Annotated in this window: 21 protein-coding genes; 18 read left to right on the forward strand and 3 right to left on the reverse strand. The window is 36.6% G+C overall.

The annotated features are described in order from the left end of the window. Positions 1-168: 168 nt before the first annotated feature. The gene (locus tag AAIE21_RS22395) at positions 169-1164 is read right to left on the reverse strand and encodes a Replicase RepFR55 (RefSeq protein ID WP_343268805.1); all 996 of its coding nucleotides are present in this window, start codon (positions 1162-1164) and stop codon (positions 169-171) included. A 491-nt stretch (positions 1165-1655) separates the two neighbouring features. Here AAIE21_RS22395 and AAIE21_RS22400 point away from each other — a divergent pair, with 491 nt between their 5' ends. Then, positions 1656-2810, forward strand: a complete 1155-nt coding sequence (locus tag AAIE21_RS22400) for an AimR family lysis-lysogeny pheromone receptor (protein WP_343268806.1) — start codon at positions 1656-1658, stop codon at positions 2808-2810. 24 nt (positions 2811-2834) lie between these two features. Further along, positions 2835-3086, forward strand: a complete 252-nt coding sequence (locus AAIE21_RS22405) for a hypothetical protein (RefSeq protein ID WP_343268807.1) — start codon at positions 2835-2837, stop codon at positions 3084-3086. A gap of 271 nt (positions 3087-3357) precedes the next feature. Here AAIE21_RS22405 and AAIE21_RS22410 read toward each other — a convergent pair whose 3' ends face one another. Beyond that, positions 3358-3741 (reverse strand): helix-turn-helix domain-containing protein, encoded by a 384-nt coding sequence (locus AAIE21_RS22410; RefSeq protein WP_016133013.1) that lies wholly within the window; start codon positions 3739-3741, stop codon positions 3358-3360. A gap of 142 nt (positions 3742-3883) precedes the next feature. On the opposite strand from AAIE21_RS22410, the gene AAIE21_RS22415 reads away from it, so the two are divergent. The 3 genes from AAIE21_RS22415 to AAIE21_RS22425 all read left to right on the forward strand — a co-directional run bounded on the left by AAIE21_RS22415 (position 3884) and on the right by AAIE21_RS22425 (position 7086). Continuing rightward, complete coding sequence (locus tag AAIE21_RS22415) at positions 3884-4093, forward strand: helix-turn-helix domain-containing protein (protein ID WP_343268808.1); 210 nt, start codon at positions 3884-3886, stop codon at positions 4091-4093. A 153-nt stretch (positions 4094-4246) separates the two neighbouring features. Then, positions 4247-6484, forward strand: coding sequence for a SpaA isopeptide-forming pilin-related protein (locus AAIE21_RS22420; RefSeq protein WP_343268809.1), 2238 nt, complete (start codon positions 4247-4249; stop codon positions 6482-6484). A gap of 26 nt (positions 6485-6510) precedes the next feature. Beyond that, entirely contained in the window at positions 6511-7086 is a 576-nt protein-coding gene (locus AAIE21_RS22425; RefSeq protein WP_343268810.1) for a TraM recognition domain-containing protein, read from the forward strand. 231 nt (positions 7087-7317) lie between these two features. Here the strand turns inward: AAIE21_RS22425 and AAIE21_RS22430 are convergent, their stop codons facing one another. Then, positions 7318-8508: an IS110 family RNA-guided transposase gene (locus AAIE21_RS22430; RefSeq protein ID WP_343268811.1), complete on the reverse strand. Its 1191-nt coding sequence runs from the start codon at positions 8506-8508 to the stop codon at positions 7318-7320. Between the two features lie 296 nt (positions 8509-8804). Between AAIE21_RS22430 and AAIE21_RS22435 the strand changes: the two genes are divergently transcribed. From AAIE21_RS22435 to AAIE21_RS22495, 13 genes are all read left to right on the forward strand, one after another. Beyond that, complete coding sequence (locus tag AAIE21_RS22435; protein ID WP_098337359.1) at positions 8805-9053, forward strand: hypothetical protein; 249 nt, start codon at positions 8805-8807, stop codon at positions 9051-9053. Positions 9054-9643: 590 nt separating this feature from the next. Continuing rightward, positions 9644-10093 carry a hypothetical protein gene (locus AAIE21_RS22440; RefSeq protein ID WP_343268812.1) on the forward strand — a complete coding sequence of 150 codons (450 nt, stop codon included), beginning with the start codon at positions 9644-9646 and terminating at the stop codon, positions 10091-10093. Positions 10094-10118: 25 nt separating this feature from the next. Then, positions 10119-10358, forward strand: coding sequence for a hypothetical protein (locus AAIE21_RS22445; protein WP_343268813.1), 240 nt, complete (start codon positions 10119-10121; stop codon positions 10356-10358). Between the two features lie 25 nt (positions 10359-10383). After that, complete coding sequence (locus AAIE21_RS22450; protein WP_174103674.1) at positions 10384-10677, forward strand: hypothetical protein; 294 nt, start codon at positions 10384-10386, stop codon at positions 10675-10677. Between the two features lie 100 nt (positions 10678-10777). Next, entirely contained in the window at positions 10778-11863 is a 1086-nt protein-coding gene (locus AAIE21_RS22455; protein WP_343268814.1) for an LPD25 domain-containing protein, read from the forward strand. 16 nt (positions 11864-11879) lie between these two features. After that, a complete protein-coding gene (locus AAIE21_RS22460) occupies positions 11880-13532 on the forward strand; it encodes a hypothetical protein (RefSeq protein WP_343268815.1) in 1653 nt (550 codons plus the stop codon). Positions 13533-13600: 68 nt separating this feature from the next. After that, positions 13601-16315, forward strand: a complete 2715-nt coding sequence (locus tag AAIE21_RS22465; RefSeq protein ID WP_343268816.1) for a VirD4-like conjugal transfer protein, CD1115 family — start codon at positions 13601-13603, stop codon at positions 16313-16315. Then, complete coding sequence (locus AAIE21_RS22470) at positions 16315-16515, forward strand: hypothetical protein (protein ID WP_343268817.1); 201 nt, start codon at positions 16315-16317, stop codon at positions 16513-16515. The genes AAIE21_RS22465 and AAIE21_RS22470 overlap by 1 nt, the downstream gene beginning before the upstream one ends. Before the next feature lie 18 nt (positions 16516-16533). Next, entirely contained in the window at positions 16534-18750 is a 2217-nt protein-coding gene (locus tag AAIE21_RS22475; protein WP_343268818.1) for a pLS20_p028 family conjugation system transmembrane protein, read from the forward strand. Positions 18751-18813: 63 nt separating this feature from the next. Next, on the forward strand, positions 18814-19104 hold the full coding sequence (locus AAIE21_RS22480) for a DUF5592 family protein (RefSeq protein ID WP_033798162.1): 291 nt from the start codon (positions 18814-18816) through the stop codon (positions 19102-19104). Between the two features lie 13 nt (positions 19105-19117). Further along, positions 19118-19978, forward strand: a complete 861-nt coding sequence (locus tag AAIE21_RS22485; protein WP_343268819.1) for a hypothetical protein — start codon at positions 19118-19120, stop codon at positions 19976-19978. A 9-nt stretch (positions 19979-19987) separates the two neighbouring features. Continuing rightward, on the forward strand, positions 19988-21928 hold the full coding sequence (locus tag AAIE21_RS22490; protein WP_343268820.1) for a VirB4 family type IV secretion system protein: 1941 nt from the start codon (positions 19988-19990) through the stop codon (positions 21926-21928). 3 nt (positions 21929-21931) lie between these two features. Then, positions 21932-23053 carry a bifunctional lytic transglycosylase/C40 family peptidase gene (locus tag AAIE21_RS22495; protein WP_343268821.1) on the forward strand — a complete coding sequence of 374 codons (1122 nt, stop codon included), beginning with the start codon at positions 21932-21934 and terminating at the stop codon, positions 23051-23053. Positions 23054-23093 lie beyond the last annotated feature (40 nt).

Here is a 23093-nt window from a genome sequence, read left to right on the forward strand (position 1 = left end):
ATAGCAGAATAGTCTAGAAAATGAGAAATAATTATAGGAATTGAGAGGTGCTTTGAGTTTCTTTGTGTCGAAAAAGGATAAGTTGCTTAGAGGTTATAAGAATACATGACAAATAGCCTTGCTAATTATCTTTTTTTGAGCAAGGCTAAGTTTTAGATGTTTTTTTAATTAGGGCTTTAGAACACCTATTTTTTGTAAGACGGAATCCATTTTCTTGCTATTAAGCCAGTCTATAATTGGAAGTTTGCTTTCATATTTTTGTTCGTTTTCCATATTAGTTAAGGCTTCTTTTGCTTTGTAATCGTTACGCTCTTTTCTTTGTTTAGATTTTTCAGCGAACATCTTCATAAAATGAGCGGGATTACTTATTTCAGCTTGATCATATTCAAACCATTCAACGCATTTTTCAAAATCCCATCTTTGATAACGGTCAATTTCTTTCGGCATTCTTAAGGCTATAGTATAAGCGTCCTGTTCGGTTAAATATGTTACTGGTTGACTTGTTATATAGCGATAGGCTTTTTTCTGATCTTCACTTAAATAATCATCTAAATCTTGGGATCTATCAGTAGTGTTTTTTGCATTAATATTTGGTTTTTCTAGTTCTTCAAAATTGAAAATATCTATGCCAGTAGATGAAATATTCTTTTCCTCATGCTTGGATTCAACAGCTTTTTTAAAGAGCTTTTTCTTTAAAAATTTAGTGAAAGTAGAGCATACATCAATTGCTACGGCCCATTTCACCTTGAAATATTCAATGATTTTTAAGTAATTGTTATGTAAAGTTAAAATGTAAATTGAAGGGGCAATTTTACCATGTCTTCGTACTTTGATTTGTTGGCATACTCCCAAGTCTTGTAACCAATTAAACACGTAGTTAATAATTGGTTTTGAAATACCTGATTTTTTGCTGATATGATCTTGCTTTACTTGAGAATACCCTTCTTGTACCAAATAGGATAAAACAGTTTCTAATGCTTCATATTTTCGTTTGGTAAGATAATCCTTTGTAGTAATACCCTCATATTCTAGGACAATATTATCAATATAAGTAGTAACTTTCTTGATTGCTTGATTAATAGCCCCAGGTGTTTTGGATAAGTGTTTGATTCGGGGACTTAATTCAGCTTTTGCTCGACGGAGCAAAAAGTTGTGCAATAACACAGAAAAAACCTCCTATTTTTCCCACCACAAATTAAACAGGAAAACAGAGGTTTTATATTCACATAGTATGTACCTTATGATATAATTTTAATATCAAGTATGATACTAAAGAAAAACACATACATTTGTAGTGTGAATTAAAACCCTATCTTGTGGAGTTTTTAATTGGATCCGGTCGCCAAACTAGAAACCAATTAAAAACTGGACGGTGGGTTTTTTTTTGTTTTGGTTTATAAAAACTGTGTACATAGATAAGTTATTTATATTCTACAATTCCGTTTGAAGAATATCAACACTTAAAGTTCATATTTAGAGTTAAAGAGAAAAATATAGATAAAATTATTATTCATCCGCCTTTGATTAACTGAATATTTTGATAATTAATGAGAAAAATAGGGAGTTTTTTGTTATGGTATAATCGCCTTAAATATGTATGTTTCTGAATATTTTATAAACTCAACTGAATACCGCTGAAAAAGAGGTGAATATATATGAAGAATCTAGCAAAAGAAATTGATGATTACATATCATTTAAGAATATGACATACACAGACCTTGCAAAAGAGGTTGGTGTTGCTAAATCAACCATTTCAAATTACTTTAACAAGGATAATGCATTATCAGTATACACTTTCTCCAAAATTGTATATATTGTTTTTGAAAATGATAAAGATAAGCAAGAACAAATGATGATTAATTATTTAAGTTCCTTAAAAGATAGAATGAATATAAATGTGAAAGTTGCATTTGCTATTGCCCACTTAAATGATTACTTGAAATTAATGAAGTTTATTTCGCAACTATGTAAGAAAAGTGACGACATTGAAATGAAGCGATTGGAAAAAGTTTTTAGTTTATATATTGCTCGTCTGGATGGAGATAATGTTAAAGATTTATATTTAGATATTGAAAAGGCGAGAACCATAATCAATAAAAAAAATTATGATATAGAAATCTATTGTGACATACTTAGCATGCTAATTTTATGTGATTTAGGTGATTTTGGATTGATGGAAGGATATAAGATTAGGATTGAAAATAATATGAAATTAGTGACGAATAGTTATTTAAAGAATTTATATTATTTTTGGGTAAAAGAACTATGGAGTTATTCGCTTTTAAGAAAAGATATGTGTCAAGATTTTGAAGAACATAACACATGTTTAAGAACATATAGAGATCTGAAATTTTTCCCAGTCATGGAAGCATTTTTGAATATTAGGCGTGGAGAAAGTTACATGTTCTCTGATTACAATAAGTCTTTAAAATTCTTTTTGGAAGCTTTAAATATATTGAGTGGGGCGAAAGAAAGTTTAAAATTTATGATAGCGTTAAACGATATCAATTTTATAAGAATTGTCTGGTGGAAAGATATAGATAAAATAGAATTTAATAAACTTCATCCAGCTGAGTTTGCACTTTTTTTAATTAAGGAAGGGAAAAAAAGTGAAGCTATAAGTATATTAGAAAAAATTGAAATACAAAAAGAGTACTTATCACCAATGCAGACATGTTATATGGGGATGGCTAAGGATGATTTAGCATTAATAAAGAAATCTATTAATATGTTTAAGTCAAATAATGATTTCTTGTACGGGAAATTTGCAGAAGGAGTATATGAAGAATATATGGAATTTATAATATAGTTTTTACAGAAAGGAGAGAATAGAGTGAAAAAGTTATTTGGATTGATAGTAGTTTCCTTACTGGTGATAACAATAGTAAATGGATTATCAGATAAATTGGTATCGTATCAATGGCATTTTAAATTTAAACATGTTGATAATCAATTTGTTTCTTATATGAATGTAGATCCTGGCGGAGGTTCTCCGAGTTTATTTGAATCATATGAATCTAATTTGAAATATACAGTTAATAAATCCATAATGCCTAGAATGGTTGACCCCGGTGGTGGAGGCTGATTCTTAATCTTGTTTATTTAAAAAAGACATCGTTTAAACGGTGTCTTTTGTGCTTTTATAAAATGTTTTATAAATTTCTAAATAAGGAATTGCGAAATTTATGTACCTAAATTCACAATCTAAAAATGGAGGAAAAGACATGAAATTAAGTATATATGAGCTTACAGAGATTATAAAAGAAATGGATTTACAAACATTTGGTGAAATTATTGAATTATGCTCAGAATATAGCTGTAAAGAAGAATAAGAGAGTCTCAATCGTAGAGACTCTCTATTCTTCTTTATCAATTTGCATTTTTAATTTATTTGCATATTTTAGTAATTCTTCTTCAATTCTAGGTTTATGTTTATCTGGAACGCTCATGTACTTTTCATAAAGCAGTCGGGCTAGGCGTTCAACAGGATCTTCTCCCTTTATAGTATTTAATAATTCTTTATCAGGAATTTCACTCTTTAATAAAGAAGCTGTATTAACGTCAAAATAATTTGCGATTTCTTCTAATTTGTTTAGGCGAGGTTTTTTTTCTCCTGTTTCCCAACTAGAAACAGTCCTATACGTAGTTTTAAGATCTTCCGCCATTTCTTTGCGATTTACTCCTTTTAAGGCCCTTAATTTTTTTATGTTTTTTCCTAGTACGTTTTCTTCAATTTTCATATAAGTTATCACTCCAATTTTAAACAAGTAGGTTTTAAGAAGAGTATCTATATTTTTAACACTTAAAGTGTTAAAAATATGAACTTTAAGTGTTGACTTTAGTCTTAAAGACGAATAAACTGTAAATAAGGGGGTGAGATATTTGACAGTTCTAAGAGAAATTCGTGAATCAAAGGGCTATACAATTAATGAGGTTTCAAACGGTTCCAAAATTCCAGTTAGTACATTGTATGATGTAGAATCAGGGAGAAAAGGACTGATTTCTAGTCGGGCAAAAAGTATTGCGGATTTTTGTGGAGTACCTATTGAGAGCCTCTTTTTCGCAACTTACTATCGAGCAAAGTTGGAATGAAACATTGCTTAGTAATATACAATTATACATTTATATTGTAAATCAGTAATGAAGAAAGGGTCCAATTTTATTATTATTTTTTAAAGTTTAAAATCTGAAAATTCTGTTTTATCTATCATTGAAAACTGTATATCATTTGAGGGAGCTGTTAATATGTTGAAACGATCGTATCAAACGTTACTCATTGCTGTGAGTATGCTTCTAGTTGTTCTGAATTTTGTATTTCCACTGACGAAAGCGAGTGCTGAAGTCATTAATCATGAGAGATATGAAATGAAATGGAGTTATAGCCCCATGTACGGGAAAGAACTACGAACAGAGTTACTGAAGAATACAAATGGTCAAATTGCGTACTGTTTAACGTATGGAAAACTTAGTCCCAATGGAAACGACCTTCCAGAGATGGGACGCACAGATAATATTGTGTACCGAGTCCTTCTAAATGGATACCCACAAAAGAGTCCAGAAGAACTGGGGGTTTCTAACTGGAAAGAGGCGCATTATGCAACACAGATTTCTGTTTGGGCGGCATTGGGTCAAATTGACATTAATGAAGTTCAGCATAAGAATGCGAATGTTGCTAAAGCTGTAAAAGCAATTATTGCTGGGGCAGATGCGAGTCAGGAAACACAAGAACTGTACATGAATGTAACACCAACAGACAATCAAGAAGCAAAATTAAAAGGTGAGTACTTTGAGACGACAAACTATCAAGTAGAAAGTAATGCAAATAACGGTGTATTTACAGTCCAACTAACCAATGCACCAACTGGAACAAAAGTTGTTTCAACAAACGGAGAAGAGAAACAACAGTTCAATCTAGGAGAACAATTCCGTATCCTTGTACCGAAATCCTCTCCAAGTGGTACTTTTTCCTTGAAAGTATCTTCTAATCTTTCTAAGTTGCATGCAGTAGCCTATAAGGGGAATGACAAAATACAGGATGCAACAGTCTTATTAGAAAGAAATGAAGAGAAAGTAAGTACTGATCTACAAGTACACTGGAAATCCCTTGGTGGATTGAAGGTTGTAAAAGTAGGAGAGCAAAAAGAAGTGTTACAAGGTGCTGTATTTGAAGTATTCAACAGTGCAAACGAAAAGATAGGCACGATTACTACCAATGAGGAGGGGACAGCGAGCCTTTCTGGTTTAGAAGCTGGAAAGTATTCTTTAAAAGAAGTGAAAGCTCCTACTGGTTATGTATTAAATGACCAACCCAAAACCCTTGAAGTGAAAACTGGTGAAGTTGCAACAATCACTGTAGAAAATACAAAAATCAAAGGGAATGTGCAACTTTTAAAAGTAGATCAGGATGGTAAAAAGAAATTAGCAGGTGCCGTGTTTGTCCTTGTAGATGAAAAAGGAAATCAACTTCAGGAATATACAACTGATAAAGACGGTTTAATCAAAGTTAATAACTTACCGTTTGGAAAGTATCAATTCATTGAAAAATCTTCACCAACTGGTTACATCTTAGTAAAAGATCCAATTCCTTTCAATGTTACTGAGAATGGAAAAACAATTGAACTAATCGCAAAAAATGCACAGGCCAAAGGTTCACTTGAAATCACAAAGGTAGATGTAGCCGATGGAAATACAAAACTTCCAGGAGCGGAGTTTACAATTTACAACGAGAAAGGGGAGGAAGTAGTAAAAGGGAAAACAAACGAGAACGGTATTGCAAAGTTTGAAAAACTCCCAGCGGGGAAATACACATATAAAGAAACATTTGCGCCAGAAGGTTATGTAGTGAATGAAGAGACTTTCCCTTTCGAAATTAAGGCGGATGGCGAGATTATTAAACATATTGTAAAGGATAAAAAAATTGAAGGCATTTTAGAAATCACGAAAGTAGACGTAGCTGATGGAAACAACAAACTTCCAGGAGCGGAGTTTACAATTTATAACGAGAAAGGGAAGGAAGTAGTAAAAGGGAAAACAAACAAGGAAGGGATTGCGAAGTTTGAAAAACTCCTAGCAGGAAAGTACACATATAAAGAAACATTTGCGCCAGAAGGTTATCTGATTAACGAAGAAACCTTCTCTTTTGAGATTAAAAAGGATGGAGAAATTATCAAGCATACAGTGAAGGATCAAAAGAAACCGACACCATCTACACCAGAGACTCCACAAACACCAGAACAGCCAGAAACACCACAACCACAGACACCAGAACAACCAGAAACACCACAACCAGAGAAACCACAACAAATCGCTACAAAACCACAACTAGAACAAACACCAAAGCAAGTAGAAAAAGTAGATGCAAACCTTCCTACAACAGGCGGTAAAGCTGAAAATCCGTACATAAAATGGATTGGGCTTGCATGTATCGTACTTGGCGCAATTGGAGCTGTATTTGCAGTAAGGAGCCGCAAAAAAGCTCAATAATTAAAAGTAAGAAAGGAGAGAAAGACATGCTAGGAGTCATTCAAAGATGCTCAGGGCTTCTACAGGCAATGAAGAGTTCGAATCGAGAGGAAAAGGGTGTAGATGTAATTAGAGATTCTCAAGAGGCGTATCAAACAGTGATAGAGGGGGTAAGAAAAGCAGAGCAAAGATTTATCTTTATTTTTGATCCGACGGGTCAATTTTACGAAGATACACATCAACAGAAATTAAAACAAGGCTATCGCATTGTAAAGTATGATTTGTTAAGCGAAACAGTCTCTTTAGATTATGAAGATCATCAAAAGGTTGTCACGTATATTAGCATAGATACAAATAATAGCACCTATGAGGATCGAGGAGAAGCGTTATCTCACTTTCTTCATTTCCTAACAGAGAAGAAGAAAATCAGACCGATACATCTAGTGTTTTATCAATTCAATCTTTACCCCATCCCTCATATGGAGCAGTTTTTAGAGAAAAGTGCCACTTATAATATTCGAACTTCTATCGTTGTAGAATCTCATTCCGTTTTACAGCGTATATACGGAAAACACGGAGCAAACAGAATTGCTACCTCATGTCAGACAACGGTTCTAGCATAGTCTTACCTTTCAAAACAAGGATTTTATCAGGATTTTAGGGATTTCACAGCCATTCGCGATATATAGATGGCTAGAAAACTATACAAGATGAAAGGGGGGATTTTAAGTCCTTCCCCTTTTCGAAGACCAACTATGAGAAGTCAAGGGGAAATTCACTTCATAAATAGGGGGTGTTTTTCCTAAAAAAGGGTACACCAAATAAACATAAAGTGTTTCAAAAAAATGAAAAAGTCAAGTTTCTGTTGGATGTGGAGGGACTTCATAAGGCTTATTCTTTTTAAGAATGGCGTAGATAATGTAACACAGCTTTCTGGCCACAGCTCCTATACAAACATAGTAATGCTTTCCTTGCTTCCGTTTCTTTTCATAAAAAGCTTTCAATACAGGGTCATGTTTATGAGCTGTAATAGCCGCTTGGAATAAAGCTCTACGCAAATGGGAAGAGCCACGCTTGGATATAGTACCTGATGATTCAAATTGTCCAGATTGAGACACAGAGGCATCAATACCTGCATAAGCGACAAGTTTAGAAGGCTTGTCAAAACGATGTATATTTCCAATTTCACTTAATATGGTGGCACCTAAGATAGGACCAACACCAGGTACTGTTGTGATAGGAGTATCTAAGTCAATTAAAAGTTGGGACATTTGTTCTTCGCATTCTTTGACTTGATTCTCGATAAAGCGAATTTGCTCCATTAACATTTTTAGTTGGAAGGAAAAAGCGTCTTTACAGAAGGTAACACCAAAAGAATTAGAGGCTAATTCCATCAGTTTGTTGGCCGTTTTCTTCCCAAGTTGATTACGACTGGTTTGCTCGATGATTTTTGTTAAATCGTCAATAGATATCTGTTCATAGTCGCTAGGAGAGGCATATTCAAGTAAGAGTTGTGAAGAAGTTTTACCAAAAACATCAGAGAAAATACTTTGGTACTCTGGGAAAGTTTGATCTAATACGACAAGAACCTTTCGCTTCAAATCACTCATGTTACTTACAAGTGTGTTACGAAAGCGACTCATTTGTTTTAAAGCGAACATTTTCTCGTCTATAAGTGGAGTTTCAAGAAAACGGCCAAATCGAATGACATCGGCAATCATAGTGGCATCAATGGCATCTGTTTTTCGTTTTCTAATTTCAGTTCCTTTTCGCCAGGCGTTGGTTTGAATTGGATTCAACACAATGACTGAAAAACCATGATCGAGTAGAAAGGAATAAACAGCTAACCAATAATGTCCTGTTGCTTCCATTCCGATGAGTAGTTCTGTAGGAGATTCAATGTATTGGTACACCCAATTTAATAGAGCTTGTCCACCTTCTCTGTGATTTCGAAAGGGAAATGGCTTAGTAATAGGTTTTCCAGTGTGATTGATAATGGACGCATAATGTTTATGTTTAGCGATATCAATACCTAAATAGAACATAGATTACACTCCTATTTTAATTAGTGTTAGATAGTGTTGTCCTCCTCTGAACTAATAAGCGCTACTACCTCGTAAGAGATACGAAGAATGGCTAATAGCCATCAACATCCAACTCATTCGTAAACTACTTATTAGACAGAGGTACCATTCTTCAAAACGAATACAAAGATTCAAGGAGGCGATCGGCAACACTCTATCTACAAATATAAGTATCTCATAAAAATAGATACTCTTGGGTTTATAGGTACATTCCGTGCCTATAAAACTTAACTTAATCATACGAGGAGGCGATACACATGGGAAAAGAGCAGAGACTTGCATTCTATGATATATCGTCGTCACGTGCACAAAGTGTCAAAACATTCGATGGCAAAGTGTATCAGTTAAAAGGAGCGGTAGCGGTAGAAAATACAACAGGAAATATTGAAAGGGTTGCAGAGATCTATTACCGTGTTCGTTCAGTCATGGATGAAAAACAAAAAGTAATTGCCAAGAGAAGAAACCAGGATGATGAATTGACGACTGTGTGCCAACGACGGAAATAAGATGATTTTCGAGAAAAAAACAAGCGGTTTTGGAGTGTGCTGAGATAGATAGATTTATCTGACGATAATGGAAAAACCAACAATTTCGTAACTATTTTTATAGACGGTCAAAACGAAAGTTTTTCCTTATCGAAGCACAACTGTCCTTTGACAATTTCACATGCGTGCCCCCTTTCGAAACGGTCACTAAAAAGGTTGGGTATACGATTGATTTATTGTTCGGTGCGTGAATACGTAAAACGCACCTGTGACCATGGGAAAAATACGGTGTATCCATCATCTGTAGGAGTTAGTAATCGTGAGGAATATCCCAGTATGACATTCTAAAGAAGCGATGAAAACAAAAAACAGTAGATACACAAGGTTCTACGTACATGCCAAAACGTTGTGCAGTATTGGGCTTATGAAGGTCGGTCGGGATGAATGTTCATATGCATGCCAATATAGGGTTTACCATATCAGCCATAAATGGTAATTAATCATTATTTTCCCAATATTCTTGCTATAATAATAACCAGATGTGGAGAAACGATCTGAACTCTCAGTAGACTCCAAAATCGCTTGTTTAATAGTAATAGGGAGGTCAAATTATGACTCGAAAATCAAAACTCATTGCCGTTATTGTTACATTGGTTGCAATCTTAGGGATTGGTTCCACACTGGTATTCTCAAATAGCAAGAAAGGAGAACTTGAAGAATTAAGCCCTCAAGAGATGAAAAAATTTATGTCACAGGATGGAACAGGATTTGTAATGTATTCTTTCCGTAAAGAGGATCGAGTGGGCTATATGAATCAAATTCAAAGAGCGTTAAAGAATAATGGTGTAAATGGTAAGGAATTAGATAGTAATCACCCTAATTATGATGGTGAGAAAAACCAAGCAGATTATGGTTTAGAACAAAATGGAGAAACATTGGCTTATTATGAAAAAGGGAAGCTGAAAAAACAAATCGCACTAGATAAATACAAACCATCTGAGTTAGAAAAAGAATTAGATGTGTTTGTACGTAATATGAAGGAAATGTATATCGATAAATAAGTGGATAGAGAGGCGGTGTAATAAATTGTCTAATCCAACTGTTACACAACGTGATTTAAAGAAGTCACGGGACTTGGTCGAAAAGTTGTTGAAAGTCAAAGGAGAAAGTTATCAAAATTGGCTCCATGCACAACATCAACAGTTCATTGAAGGAAATCAAGAATTAATATTAGAAGCACTCACTCTATTTGTAGAAGAAGAAAAAGGTTCTAGTAGGGCACCTGAACGTCCGGTGAATCTTTCTCAGTCAAGTGAAGTTGTATAACACAAATATAAGGAGAGTGTAGGATATGTTTAAATTAAACCAATTAATTCTAGGTGCCGGAGATGGCATGGCTAGTTTAGTGAAAACAGGTGAATCAGTATTAACCTGGGCACAACGTTTAGGAATCATTAGTGCGGCTATCGCATTTTGTATCGGTGGTTACTACCTGATCTGGGGTGGGGAAAGAGGAAGACACCAAAGTAAAGGATGGTTTATTGGTTCAGCAGTAGGATTAATCATTGTAATGGGTGCAAAGGGATTGGCAGAAGGTATTAATAGTAATATCAAATTTGGATCCATTTTGTTCTTTTGGATGTGAGGATACAACAAAATACGTTTTGGTAAAGAAGCTATGCAATTGTATAGCTTCTTTTTATATGCCAATGTAGAGCGTTAGAAAGGGGAGGAGGAGATAGTTTATGTTAGAAGTCATGTTTACCAAAAGCACAATACCAGAGATTAAAAGTTTTCAGAAGATGTCGTTACAGGATGCTTGTAAGATTTCGTACCAACTCGAACAAGCGTTACAGGAGCAAGAAAACATTGTCCATGTAGATTTTCATATTTTAGATCAAGACAATGAGTTGTATGCAGGGACATTGTCTTTAGGGGCTGGTTATGCTTCTCATTTGTATGAACATGTAGAAAACAAACTGTCTGCCATGGAAATGGATGAAGAACAAGAGGAACAAAAAGAAGAACTGTTAGAACTGATGCGACAAGATATTGAAGAGTTTTTAAAGGAAATTGCTCCACCTGAAGAGGTAAAAGCACCAGAAGAAAACAACGGAGCTAGAGGGAAACAACATGCTAATGAGGAGCTTCCTTTAGAAAAAGGAAAAAAGAACAAAAAACACCTGTTTCAAATTATCGGGGGAGCGGTTGGCGGGATTGTAGTAGGAGCTGTAAGTGTTTTTTCCTTGTATACTGTTCCAACAAATTCAGTTGAAGCAAGAACGAATCAGCCGGATACGCATTTAGTGAAAGGACTTCAACAAGCTTCTATTCAACAATATCCAAAGGCAATTCAAGAGTTTGAGAAATTGGATTATAAAGGGCTAGATAAAGAGAGTCAAAAAGCAGTCTTATTCTCTTACTTATTAAGTGGAAAGGCAAATAAGGCCATACAGTATGAAGCGAAATTTGCGGAGAGTGTTGTAGCTTACTATATCGGTATCGACAATATGAAAAAAATAAATGAGATAAATGTTAAAAATGATGTGATTGATTTTGAAAAGGCAGTACTCAATAAGAAATATGAGGATGTAATTCGATTAAAAGGCAAAGTCAATATGGACGGTAGACGTGAAAAACTTGTAGCTGAAGCTTATGTGAATCAGAAGAAATTTGATGATTGCTTTACTTTTGCCAAAACACAAGGAAACAAAACGCTAATGAAAGAGGTGAAAGAGCTACAAAAGAAAGATGTACAGCAATCCACGCTGAGTGAAGAAGAAAAGAAAGCGAAAATCGAAAAAATTGATAAGGAATTAAGCGAGATCTAAAGGGGGAAGAAATGCTATGCCATTAAACTATCAGAAGTTTTTTAGACAGATGGGAATTGTAGCTGTAGGTGGTTCGTTGTTATTAGGTAGTGCTGGTTGTAGTTGGTTTGGAAGTAAGGAAACAGCAAAAAGTAAGCCAGCTATAACCAAAAAAGCTGATAAAAATAAACCAGAAGAAAAAAAAGAAGATATAAATAAAAAAGACTTTGAAACAATAACAGAAAATGCGATAAAAAGTCAGGATAAAGAGGTTGCATACGTTTTAGACATTGATAAAAACAAAGTAAATTATAAGGATAAGACAATTGCAAGTAATCTTCAAAATGGAGATGAAACAACTTCTCGTGTTCTAACTCTATTTGACAACGAAACTTCAGATAAAACGATTCATGATACAGCGAAAGACAATGTGGTTGCAGTTATTACAGATGGAAGTCCGCAAGTAACAGTTAAAGGTGACCAATTTGCATTTGGTGATCAAAATACAGACTTATCACTAGCAAGCATTGTAGATGTGGCTCCAACGGAGAAACCGCCAGTAGAACCACCAACAGAGCCAGAGAAACCAAAACCACCAGTAGAACCACCGACAGAGCCAGAGAAACCAAAACCACCAGTAGAACCACCGACAGAGCCAGAGAAGCCAAAACCACCAGTAGAACCACCGACAGAGCCAGAGAAACCAAAACCGCCAGTAGAACCGCCAACGGATCCAGGAGATACGAAACTACCAGTAGAGCCACCAACGGATCCGAGAGATACGAAACCACCAGTGGAACCGCCAACGGATCCAGGAGATACGAAACCACCAGTGGAACCGCCAACGGATCCAGGAGATACGAAACCACCAGTAGAGCCACCAACGGATCCAGGAGATACGAAACCACCAGTGGAACCGCCAACGGATCCGGGAGATACAAAACCACCAGTGGAACCGCCAACAGAGCCGGGAGATACAAAACCACCGGTGGAACCACCAACGGATCCGGGAGATACGAAACCACCGGTGGAACCGCCAACGGATCCAGGAGATACAAAACCACCAGTAGAACCACCAACAGAGCCGGGAGATACAAAACCACCGGTGGAACCACCAACGGATCCAGGAGATACAAAACCACCGGTGGAACCACCAACGGATCCGGGAGATACGAAACCACCAGTGGAACCGCCAACGGATCCAGGGGATACAAAACCACCAGTAGAACCACCAACGGATCCGGGAGATACAAAACCACCAGTAGAACCACCAACGGATCCGGGAGATACGAAACCACCAGTAGATCCGCCAACGGACGGAGGAGATAAGCCAAAACCACCGGTAGATCCGCCAACAGACGGAGGAGATAAGCCAAAACCACCAGTGGATCCACCAAAGGACGGAGGAGATAAGCCAAAACCACCAGTGGATCCACCAAAGGATGGAGGAGATAAGCCAAAACCACCAGTGGATCCACCAAAGGATGGAGGAGATAAGCCAAAACCACCGGTAGATCCGCCAACAGACGGTGGAGATAAGCCAAAACCACCGGTAGACCCACCAAAGGATGGAGGAGATAAGCCAAAACCGCCAGTGGATCCACCAACAGATGGAGGAGATAAGCCAAAACCGCCAGTGGATCCACCAACAGATGGAGGAGATAAGCCGAAATCATCTGTTTTAGTTTAATAGTAAAAGGTAACAAGCTGGTTGAATGTTCAACCAGCTCTTTTATTTTCTAAAAAGGAGGGGATAATGTGCATCAAAAAGCACCATTGAAATACAAATTAGCTGAATGGAAAGTACTCATCCCAATGAGTGCTTTTTTATTTGGTGGAATCTTTCTTATCATAAATTTTCTGGGGAACGTCATCGTAGAACTGGTGAAGACAACATTTTCAGACTTATTACATCCAAAGCCCTTTCATATTGGGATAGAGGATCTATATACCTTTCAACATCCATTGTTACTCTATCTCGTATTATTTTTAATTGCTAGCTTTTGTACCATGCAATTCGCCTACAAGATTCGTTCCAGTTTTAAAGATTTAAATCAGAATCAAAAAGATTCTTCTCGTTTTGCAACACTTGATGAAGTGAAACGACAATATCGAGCGATTCCTGAAAAGACCGAACGATATGAGGGAAAAGGTGGTGTGGTCATTTCTAGGTATGATGAAATTTCGCTGAAATCCATTTTACGGCAAGCAAAAAAAGTGATGGAAGCAAAAGGGATGGAAAAATGGCAAGAAATTAAAAAGTTAAAAGATAGTGCAAAAGCAGGTCGCTTATTAATTGATGATGGTGCTGTTAGTAATTTAATCATTGGTACGACTCGTTCAGGTAAAGGGGAAACTTTTGTATTTCCAACGATTGATGCATATTCTCGTGCCAAAATACAGCCATCTTTAATCGTCAATGACCCGAAGGGTGAATTGCTAGCGGCATCGAAAAAAACGCTGGAAAAACGAGGGTTTCATATTGAAGTTTTAAATTTAATTAACCCGTTAGAGTCGATGAGCTACAATTTGCTTCAGCTTATCAAAGACGCCTACAAACAAGGGGATACAGCAACAGCTCAAACACTTTGTAATACATTATCATTTTCACTTTACTACAATCCAAATGTAAAAGATCCATTTTGGAATAATAGTGCGATGAGTTTATGTAATGCATTAATCTTAGCGGTTATAGATAAATGTATCCAGGAAAAGACAGAGGATAAAATTTCGATGTATGCAGTCGCAAACATGTTATCAGAGCTTGGCTCCAAAGAAATTGTAATTGATGCAAAAGGAAATACACAAAATGCATTAGATATATATTTTGAAATGCTTCCTGCTGAGAGTGTTGCGAAGATGCAATTTGCAACTTCTAGCTTTGCAAAAGGTGGTACCACACGAGGGAGTATCTTTAGTACTACAATGAGTAAACTATCCATCTTTACTTTTGATGGCATTGCGAAAATGACGTCTCGTAATAGTATCGACTTAAAACGAATTGGCTTTGGAAAGAGCTTGCAAGGAAAAGGGACACCAAGGGTACGTGTACAAATTATCTTTCCTGATGGATCGAAAGAAAGTGTAAAAACAGATACAGAAGGGCGTTTTGAACTGAATTTCCAGCAAAGCGTAAAAAAAGGTCAGCGTATTCATGTGATGGAAAGCAAAACAAAGAAGAAAACGATTATAGAAATTCAAACGGTTAATAGAGAGACAGGTGAAACGACATTCAAAGTTGTCGAAAAACAAGATGGATTACAAATTGATAACATTGTCATCTTCGAGAAACCAATTGCGGTCTTTATGATTGTTCCAGATTACGATTCTAGTAATCATGTGATTGCTTCAATCTTTATTAGACAGCTATATTTTGTACTCTCCAAATATGCTGGTTTAGCTCGTGGTGGGAAATGTCATAGAGAAGTAGTTTTTCTTTTGGATGAATTTGGTAATATGCCAGCGATTGATGATATGGGGAATATCGTTACAGTTTGTTTGGGGCGTAATATCCGTTTTAACCTCATCGTGCAAGCTCTTCCGCAGTTAAAAATGAAATATGGAGACGCAAGTACAACAATTCAAGACAATTGCGGGAATCAAATTTATATTCAATCTGGTAATAAAGAAACCGCAAAAGAAATATCTGAAAAGTTAGGAAATCAAACAATCAATTCATTATCTCGAAGTGGAAAAGGATTATCAATTGATAAGAGTAAAACAGAAGGGATTGATACGAAACCATTATTAACGCCAACGGAGTTAATGAGATTCCAAGAAGGAGAAAGTGCAGTAATACGCTTTATGAAGCGTCGGGATAATAAGTTTGAAAAGATAGAGCCGTTTCCCATTTTGAACCGAGGAAAAACGGTTATGAAATACCGTTGGGAGTACTTAGGAGATGACTTTGATACGGATCAATCCATTTTAGATATCGACATTCGTTCTTTACATGAATATGTGAATCCAAGGGATCTCATAATTGATTTCTTCCCAAAACAAGAAGAGGAGTCAAATGGGCAACCAGAAGAGCCGAAACAAATTGTACCAGGATCTGAACCAGAACCTGTGCCTACGCCTTCAGAAGAAGAGCCTGAGGAACCACAATTTGCGGATATTGATGAAGAGATTGAAATTCCTGAAGAAGCATATTCATCAGAACCTGTTGTAGTAGCAGAATCAGCTCATGTATTTGAACCACTAACCTTAGAAAATTGGAAACAAAAACCAGCAGAAGAATTCTTTGAAACACATCGTTCCATTTGGAGTGTGATTGAAAAGAAATGTATGAGGCAATGGAATAGACCATTAGCGGATATTCAGGCAAGTACAATGGAAAGCTTTATAGAAGATCTAAAAATATTAGTGACGACAGGACAAATCGATAAGAATACGTATCGTTTGATTAATGGAAAATACGGTGAAATTATGGATAGTTTACTAGAAAAAGAAGGTGTAAAGGAGGAAGTATGATGCAAGTAACAAATTCCTTACAACATATTTTACAAGTTTACGGGGATCAAGTAATAGCGGGAAGAGAGGTAATGATAGGGCTGAAAAATGGTGTTGTAGTCTTACAGCCAGGCGGAACCGGTGAGGCGCCGATTGTGATACGAGTAGACGAAGTGGATGATTATCTTGATATGACGATACAAGAAGTATTTGAAGCCTAAGAGAAAGCGGGTGAAACCATGAATGATGAGAAAGTGTTAGAAATACTAAAAACATTTAGTGAATACTTAGAAATTGGTGGATTTACGAATTATATTCTCCGTTCGATTGGTTGGATGATTATTTTAGGGTTATCGTATCTGGTGGATGCATTAGAAGGAATTACAGATAAAATTTTGTTAGTCAAAACGTTATTTGCATCAGAAGAAGTACAATCTTTTGTGCGAGACTTTCAGCCTCTTTTTTATGTGTTATTTGCGTTTTCGCTCATTTATATTGGATATACGTTAATATTCAATCGGAAAACAAATCGTGAACAGATTGCGGTGAATATTTTTATCAGTATGGGGGTAATTGTGCTACTAAGTACGGCGATGATGCAAGCAGATAAATTTACAGATAAGGCAATTAAGGCAGTGGATCTCAAAGGCAGTGGAACTACCAGTGAAAAGATTATAAAGGATGGTCTTACAGATGTAGCACAGTTTGATATAGAAAAGTGGAAAACTACAAAACTGAAAGAACCTAATAAAATTCCAGAAGAGAACATCAGACGTATTGATATCCTAGAAAAAATTGATAAAGATTCTAAAATTAATAAAGATACTAAGCTTTCAGAGGATGGACAAAAAATTTTAGAAAAGAAACTTAGTGTTGCACCAGATGGAAAAGAAGTACTGATAGACTTGAAAAATGGTTGGTTTGATTTTTGGCCAGATAAATATTACCGCTGGGACTGGGAGTTCTGGAAAATCGCTTCTTCATTATTTGTAATTGGTATGACATTACTATTTACAGCAATCAAATTAGGAAAACTATGCTTCGAATTAGCCTTCAGCTACATTCTAGCAAACTTAGTTGCACCGGCAGATGTGGCAAATGGACAAAAAACAAAGCATATCCTGATGAACATTTTAAATGCGTTTCTCATCATGATTATGATTTTCCTTTCATTAAAGCTCTATCTCATCGGTATGAATTATATTCATGAACATGTAAATGGCATTGCTTATGTTGTGGCGTTAATTTGTTTGAGCCTTGCGGTTGTAGATGGTCCCGTTATTTGTGAACGTCTTTTTGGTATTGATGCAGGATTGAAAAATGGTTGGGGAGTCGTTGCCGGTGGATACGCACTTGGAAAAGGGCTTAGTAAAGCAACTAGTAATATGGCATCCAAAGCGGCTGGTATGTTCAAACAGGCAGGAAGTGGTGCATTACAAGTCGGTGCAGGTGCCGCAGGTATGGTAAGTGGATATAAGAATGCAGGGAAAACAAGTGGTAGTGAACAAGAAAATCAGAAGCAATCTAAAGAACAAAAAGGTAAGGAAAATGGAACGGAAAGTAAGGAAAAACAAAGCGGTGCCGAGGGCGGCGCAACTGGAACTGATAATGCATCTTTACAAAATGAAATAGATCAATCCAGTTATGGAAAAGAAAATAATCAAGCATCCCAAGGCGAGGCAGGTAACGGCGCTGTGTCCTTGCAAGATGAAATCAAATCATCCGGTTTTGATAAAGATGCTCAAAATGGAGAACGTGGATCTTCAGCTAATTTAACAAAAAGCACAGCAGGAGGAGCGAATGGTTCCAAAACGCAAGGGATTACACCTTCTCAAAATAAGAAGAATGCAAGTGAGAATCCAACTCGTGTGAATGGTAATAACGGTGCGCCATTAAGTGTATCAGGCGGATCTCAACCAAGTAGTAGCGGAGTACCATCAAGTACAACAGGAACATCACAGCCAGGTGGTAGCGGAACACCATCAAGTGCAACAGACGGATCTCAACCAAGTAGTAGCGGAGTACCATCAAGTACAACAGGAACATCACAGCCAGGTGGTAGCGGAACACCATCAAGTGCAACAGACGGATCTCAACCAAGTAGTAGTGGAGCACCATCAAGTGCATCAGAACCATCTCAACCAAGCCATAACGGAACAGTTTCAAGTGGTGAAAGCTCTTCTGGTTCATCTCGTCCGATAGATACGGCAACAACTTCTACAGAGGATATTCCAGCACCACAAAGAGAAAACCGTACGATTGGGCAATATGCAAAGGATCGTCTCTTTAATGCATTTCATAATTCTCCAACCGTACAAAAGACAAGACGTTCTTATCAGCTTGGACAAAATACAGGAGAGGGCTTGCGAAACAAACGAAAAGATAAGAATGAAGGGCAAAATACAAATCAAAATACAAATCAAAATCCACCTAAAAGTCGTAGAAAAGATGCATAGGTTACAACACAGTAAGCATACATGGAATGCTTATTTTTTTCGCTTAAAAAGGAGGAAATGAAAATGGCAAACTATCGTATTCCAAAAGAAATACGAACGGAATTGAAAATCAACAAAGTGTTATATCTTTTTGATCTCTTGTTCATTATAGGGCTTGTGGTTTTCACCATGACAACTAAGCCCTTGGTTCATCCGATGTTTCAAATTCCCTATTATATTTTTATGTTGATTGTAGGTGTCCTTTTAATTGTTCGACCCAATACAAACCCGCAAAAACGGATGTTTGAGGTACTGTTTATTATGTTAGCTCGAAAACGCTCTACGTATTGTGCAATTGACCAGGAACAAGACTAAAGGAGGAAATGGAATGGCATTATTCAATGAAAAAGAAATGAATAACGGAGTAGGAAAGAAGAGCGAAGCCAAGCCGTCCCCGCAATTGCCAAAGCAAGAAAAAAAGCCAAGGGGAGTCGTAAAAATCAAAGGATTTCAGGAAAAGAAAGAAGTACAACCAACGGTTGCTCCTTTGAGAGAAGAAGAAATGCCGGCAAAGAAAAAGAAGAAAAACTTGATGCAACATCTTGGAAAAAAGAAAAAAGATGTTGTGAAAAAAACAGCGAAGATTGACGAAGATTCGGGAAGCAAAGGGAAGACGGAAAAAGAGAAGAAAGCAAAAAAAGCCAAAAAGAAAGAGAAGCCACCTCATATCAAAAAAAGTATTGCTGAGGTGATTCCGATTATTGATATGACAGAATCAGGGGTCTTTGAATTTCGAGAAGAACAAGGTTTTGTAGATATCTTACAGATCCAGGGTACGGATATTTATTCCATGAATGAGGAAGAAGCGGAATATGCGATTTATCACCTTGCACATTATTATCAATCATACCAAGAGTCCATCAAGATTGTATCTATGAATTTTCCAGTTTCTACAGAACGACAACAACGTTTTCTACTGAAGAAAATTGAAACATGCCAGAATCCGTTATATGAACGCTTCCTCGTACAAAAATTGAAAGAACTTCAGTATTTAGAGTGGGGGCGCACAAACCGGGAGTACTTTTTATTTGTGTATGGTGAGAACGAATTTGTTGTGAAAGAGCGGGTGGAATCGTCAAAACGGTACTTACAACGATGTATACCATTGTTAGAGATGGAAGAGGAAAAGAAAATAGAAATTTTATATAAATTGCATAATCAAAATTCAAAAATTGGTACAAAAAAATAAAAAGAGGTGATGAATGTGTCTGTACTTAATTTTTTAAAGAGAAAGAAAAAGAAAGAAGAGAAAAAAGAAAAGAAACAAATCAGCAAGGAATTAGTTGCCCAAATTCAACCGCAAGGGGGTATTAAATTCCAAGAAGTATATGTTCAAGGTGGAGATGGATTACAATCCTGTATTCATGTATATGGGTATCAAACAACGGTAAATGACTTTTGGTTAGAACCAATCATGAATATGCCGAATGTTATTACAACGCTTGATATTATCAGTGATAGCCGAAAAATTGTGGTTGAATCGATTAATAAATCAATGGCAGAACAAAGCGTTCGACATGCGAACGCTAAAGATAATATTGAGCGTATTGAAGCGGAACAACAGTTTAATGAGTTAGAAACGTTATATCAACAAGTATCAAAAGGAGAGGTGCTGAAGCGAGTACATTTACGCATTTATATTTCAGCACGAACGATGGCAGAGCTAGAAAAACAAGCAAAAGAAGTCATGGAAACATTAGAATCTTATAATTTTAGGGGTGCCATATTCCTAAATGAACAAGAACATGAGTGGGCTTCTTTAACATCAAGCTTCGAGATGCAAAAGAAATATATCAATAAACGAAATGGGAAAGAAATACCGGCTCTTTCTTTAGCAGGAGGGTTTCCATTTCACTTTACCTTTCTAAATGATCCATATGGTATTTACTATGGAACGACCAAAACAAAGGGGAGTGTCATTTTTGATTTGTTCCATAAAGATAAACAACGAAAAAGTTATAACGGTGTTGTAATTGGTAAAATGGGAGCCGGCAAGTCAACCTTATTGAAAAAAATTATGAGTGATAATGCAATGAAGGGATATAAGATTCGTGGGTTTGATATTACAGGTGAGTTTGAAGATATTGTGCAAGAGTATAACGGGAAGCAAATTGCATTAGATGGATCGCAAGGACAAATCAATCCGCTTCAAGTATATAAAACGGCTAAAACAGAAGAAGGTTCGTTTACCCAGCATTTATCTAAAATGAGTATTTTTTATCGCTTTATTGCGCCAGAAGCAAAAGATGATGAAATTAAGGAGTATGAGAATTTACTGCGTAAAATGTATGTAGCTAAGAAATTATGGAGTGATGAATCGGGAGCTGTTAATCATATTACGAGTTTACCAGCAAATGAATATCCGATTTTCTCAGATTATTTACATTTTGTTCGTACAGAATTATATGAAGATATAAAGAAAGGAATATACCGTTCTAATGTGAGTCCGACTCGTAAGGAACGGCTAGAACTGATTGAATTAAACCTTATTAATTTAGTAGACAATTATGGACATTTATTTAACGGTATTTCCACGGTAGAAGATTTCTCTAAAGAGCAAATCGTCTTTTTTTCATTGCGTCATCTCATGAGTTTAAAAGAAGAAATCTTTCAAGCACAGATTTTCAGTGTGATGAACTTGATGTGGGATGAGATGTTAGAAAACGGATTGCCACAGTGGAAAGCCTTTGATAGAAAAGAAATACAATTTGAAGATGTGATTCGTTATCTCATTATCATGGATGAAGCCCATCATTTGATTAATACGAGTGAACGTAGTCAACATGCGGTGGATTTCACGATTAAGTTTAGCCGAGAAGCACGTAAATATTTTGCAGGGATTGTATTTGCAAGTCATTCTATCCGAGACTTTGTGCCAGAGGATGCAAGTGTGGCAGCAGTAGAAAAAATTAAGACACTCTTTGAGCTTACGCAGTACAAATTTATTATGCAACAAGACAGCAACAATCTAGACATGTTACGACGAGTGTTTGCGGGGCAAATCAGTACAAGTGAACTGAATGAAATACCGTTTTTACCAACAGGAGATGTGCTCTTATGTATCAGTGCCGTAAAGAACATTTTATTTAAAGTCGATGTGACAGAAGAAGAGTTAGCGGTATTTGGAGGAGGGGCGTAATTCATGCATCTTGTACTGAAGATAATTCCGAAAAAGTGGCTCATTGTGATTGCTCTGAGTCTACTTTTTCTTCTTGGAACCTTTCTTATAGGAGCTACAATGACACTAATCGGTGGGATGGAAGGGAATAAAAAACAAGGGGATATTACATACCCACAGGGTGGTATGGGGACAGCAAATGTTTCGGCTGAAGTGTTGAAATGGGAGCCTACCATTCGGAAGTATGCGCAGGAATTTGGTGTAGAAGGATTTGTACCCTTAATGTTGGCTCAAATGATGCAAGAAAGTGGCGGACGTGGACTTGACCCCATGCAATCTTCTGAAGGAGCTTATAACACAAAGTATTGTAAACAACCAAATTGTATTACGGATCCTGATTACTCCATTTGGGCGGGAGTACAGGAATTTAAGCATGCGATTGAGCGAGCGGGTGTAACGGGACCAGGTGATATGGATCACATAAAAACCGCTTTGCAGGCCTACAACTTTGGAACAGGATTCTTTGATTTTATTGCTAAAAATGGTGGGAAATACACAAAAGAATTAGCGATTCAGTTCTCCGCAGAAACATATCAGAAGGTAAAACATACGGGTATGTATCGTTGTGTAAGACCAGAAATGATACCCTATGGGGCATGCTACGGCGACGCACTTTATACTGATGCGGTACTGAAATATTATATACCTGGCGTGCCAGTAAATGACGGTGGAGGAAGCGCAGGAGGCGGTTCTTCTGGCTCGCAAGTTGCCGATGTTGGTCGTCAATGGATTGGACGTTCTACCTATGTATTTGGTGGTGGACGAAAACAATCTGAAATTGCTGTAGGTATATTTGACTGCTCAAGTTTTGTCCGCTGGGCATTTGAACAAGTGGGGATGAATGTGGGTTCTGTGGGACTGGTGAGTACAGAAACTTTGAATAAAATTGGTACACAAATTTCACCAATGGAGATGAAAGCTGGTGATGTTATTTTCTTTGATACGTATAAACATGATGGTCATGTTGGGATTGTCATTGACCAGAATACATTCATTGGTTGTCAAACAAATAAAGGAGTTTCAATCGAAAATCTATCGGATGCATATTGGAGTCGAGTCTTTAAAGGACATGTGAGACGTTACTAAGACTATAACAAAACTGGATAAGAGATTACAAGTTAAGGAG

The organism is Paenibacillus sp. 102, from assembly GCF_039549175.1.
Classification (GTDB): Bacteria; Bacillota; Bacilli; order Bacillales; family Bacillaceae_G; genus Bacillus_A.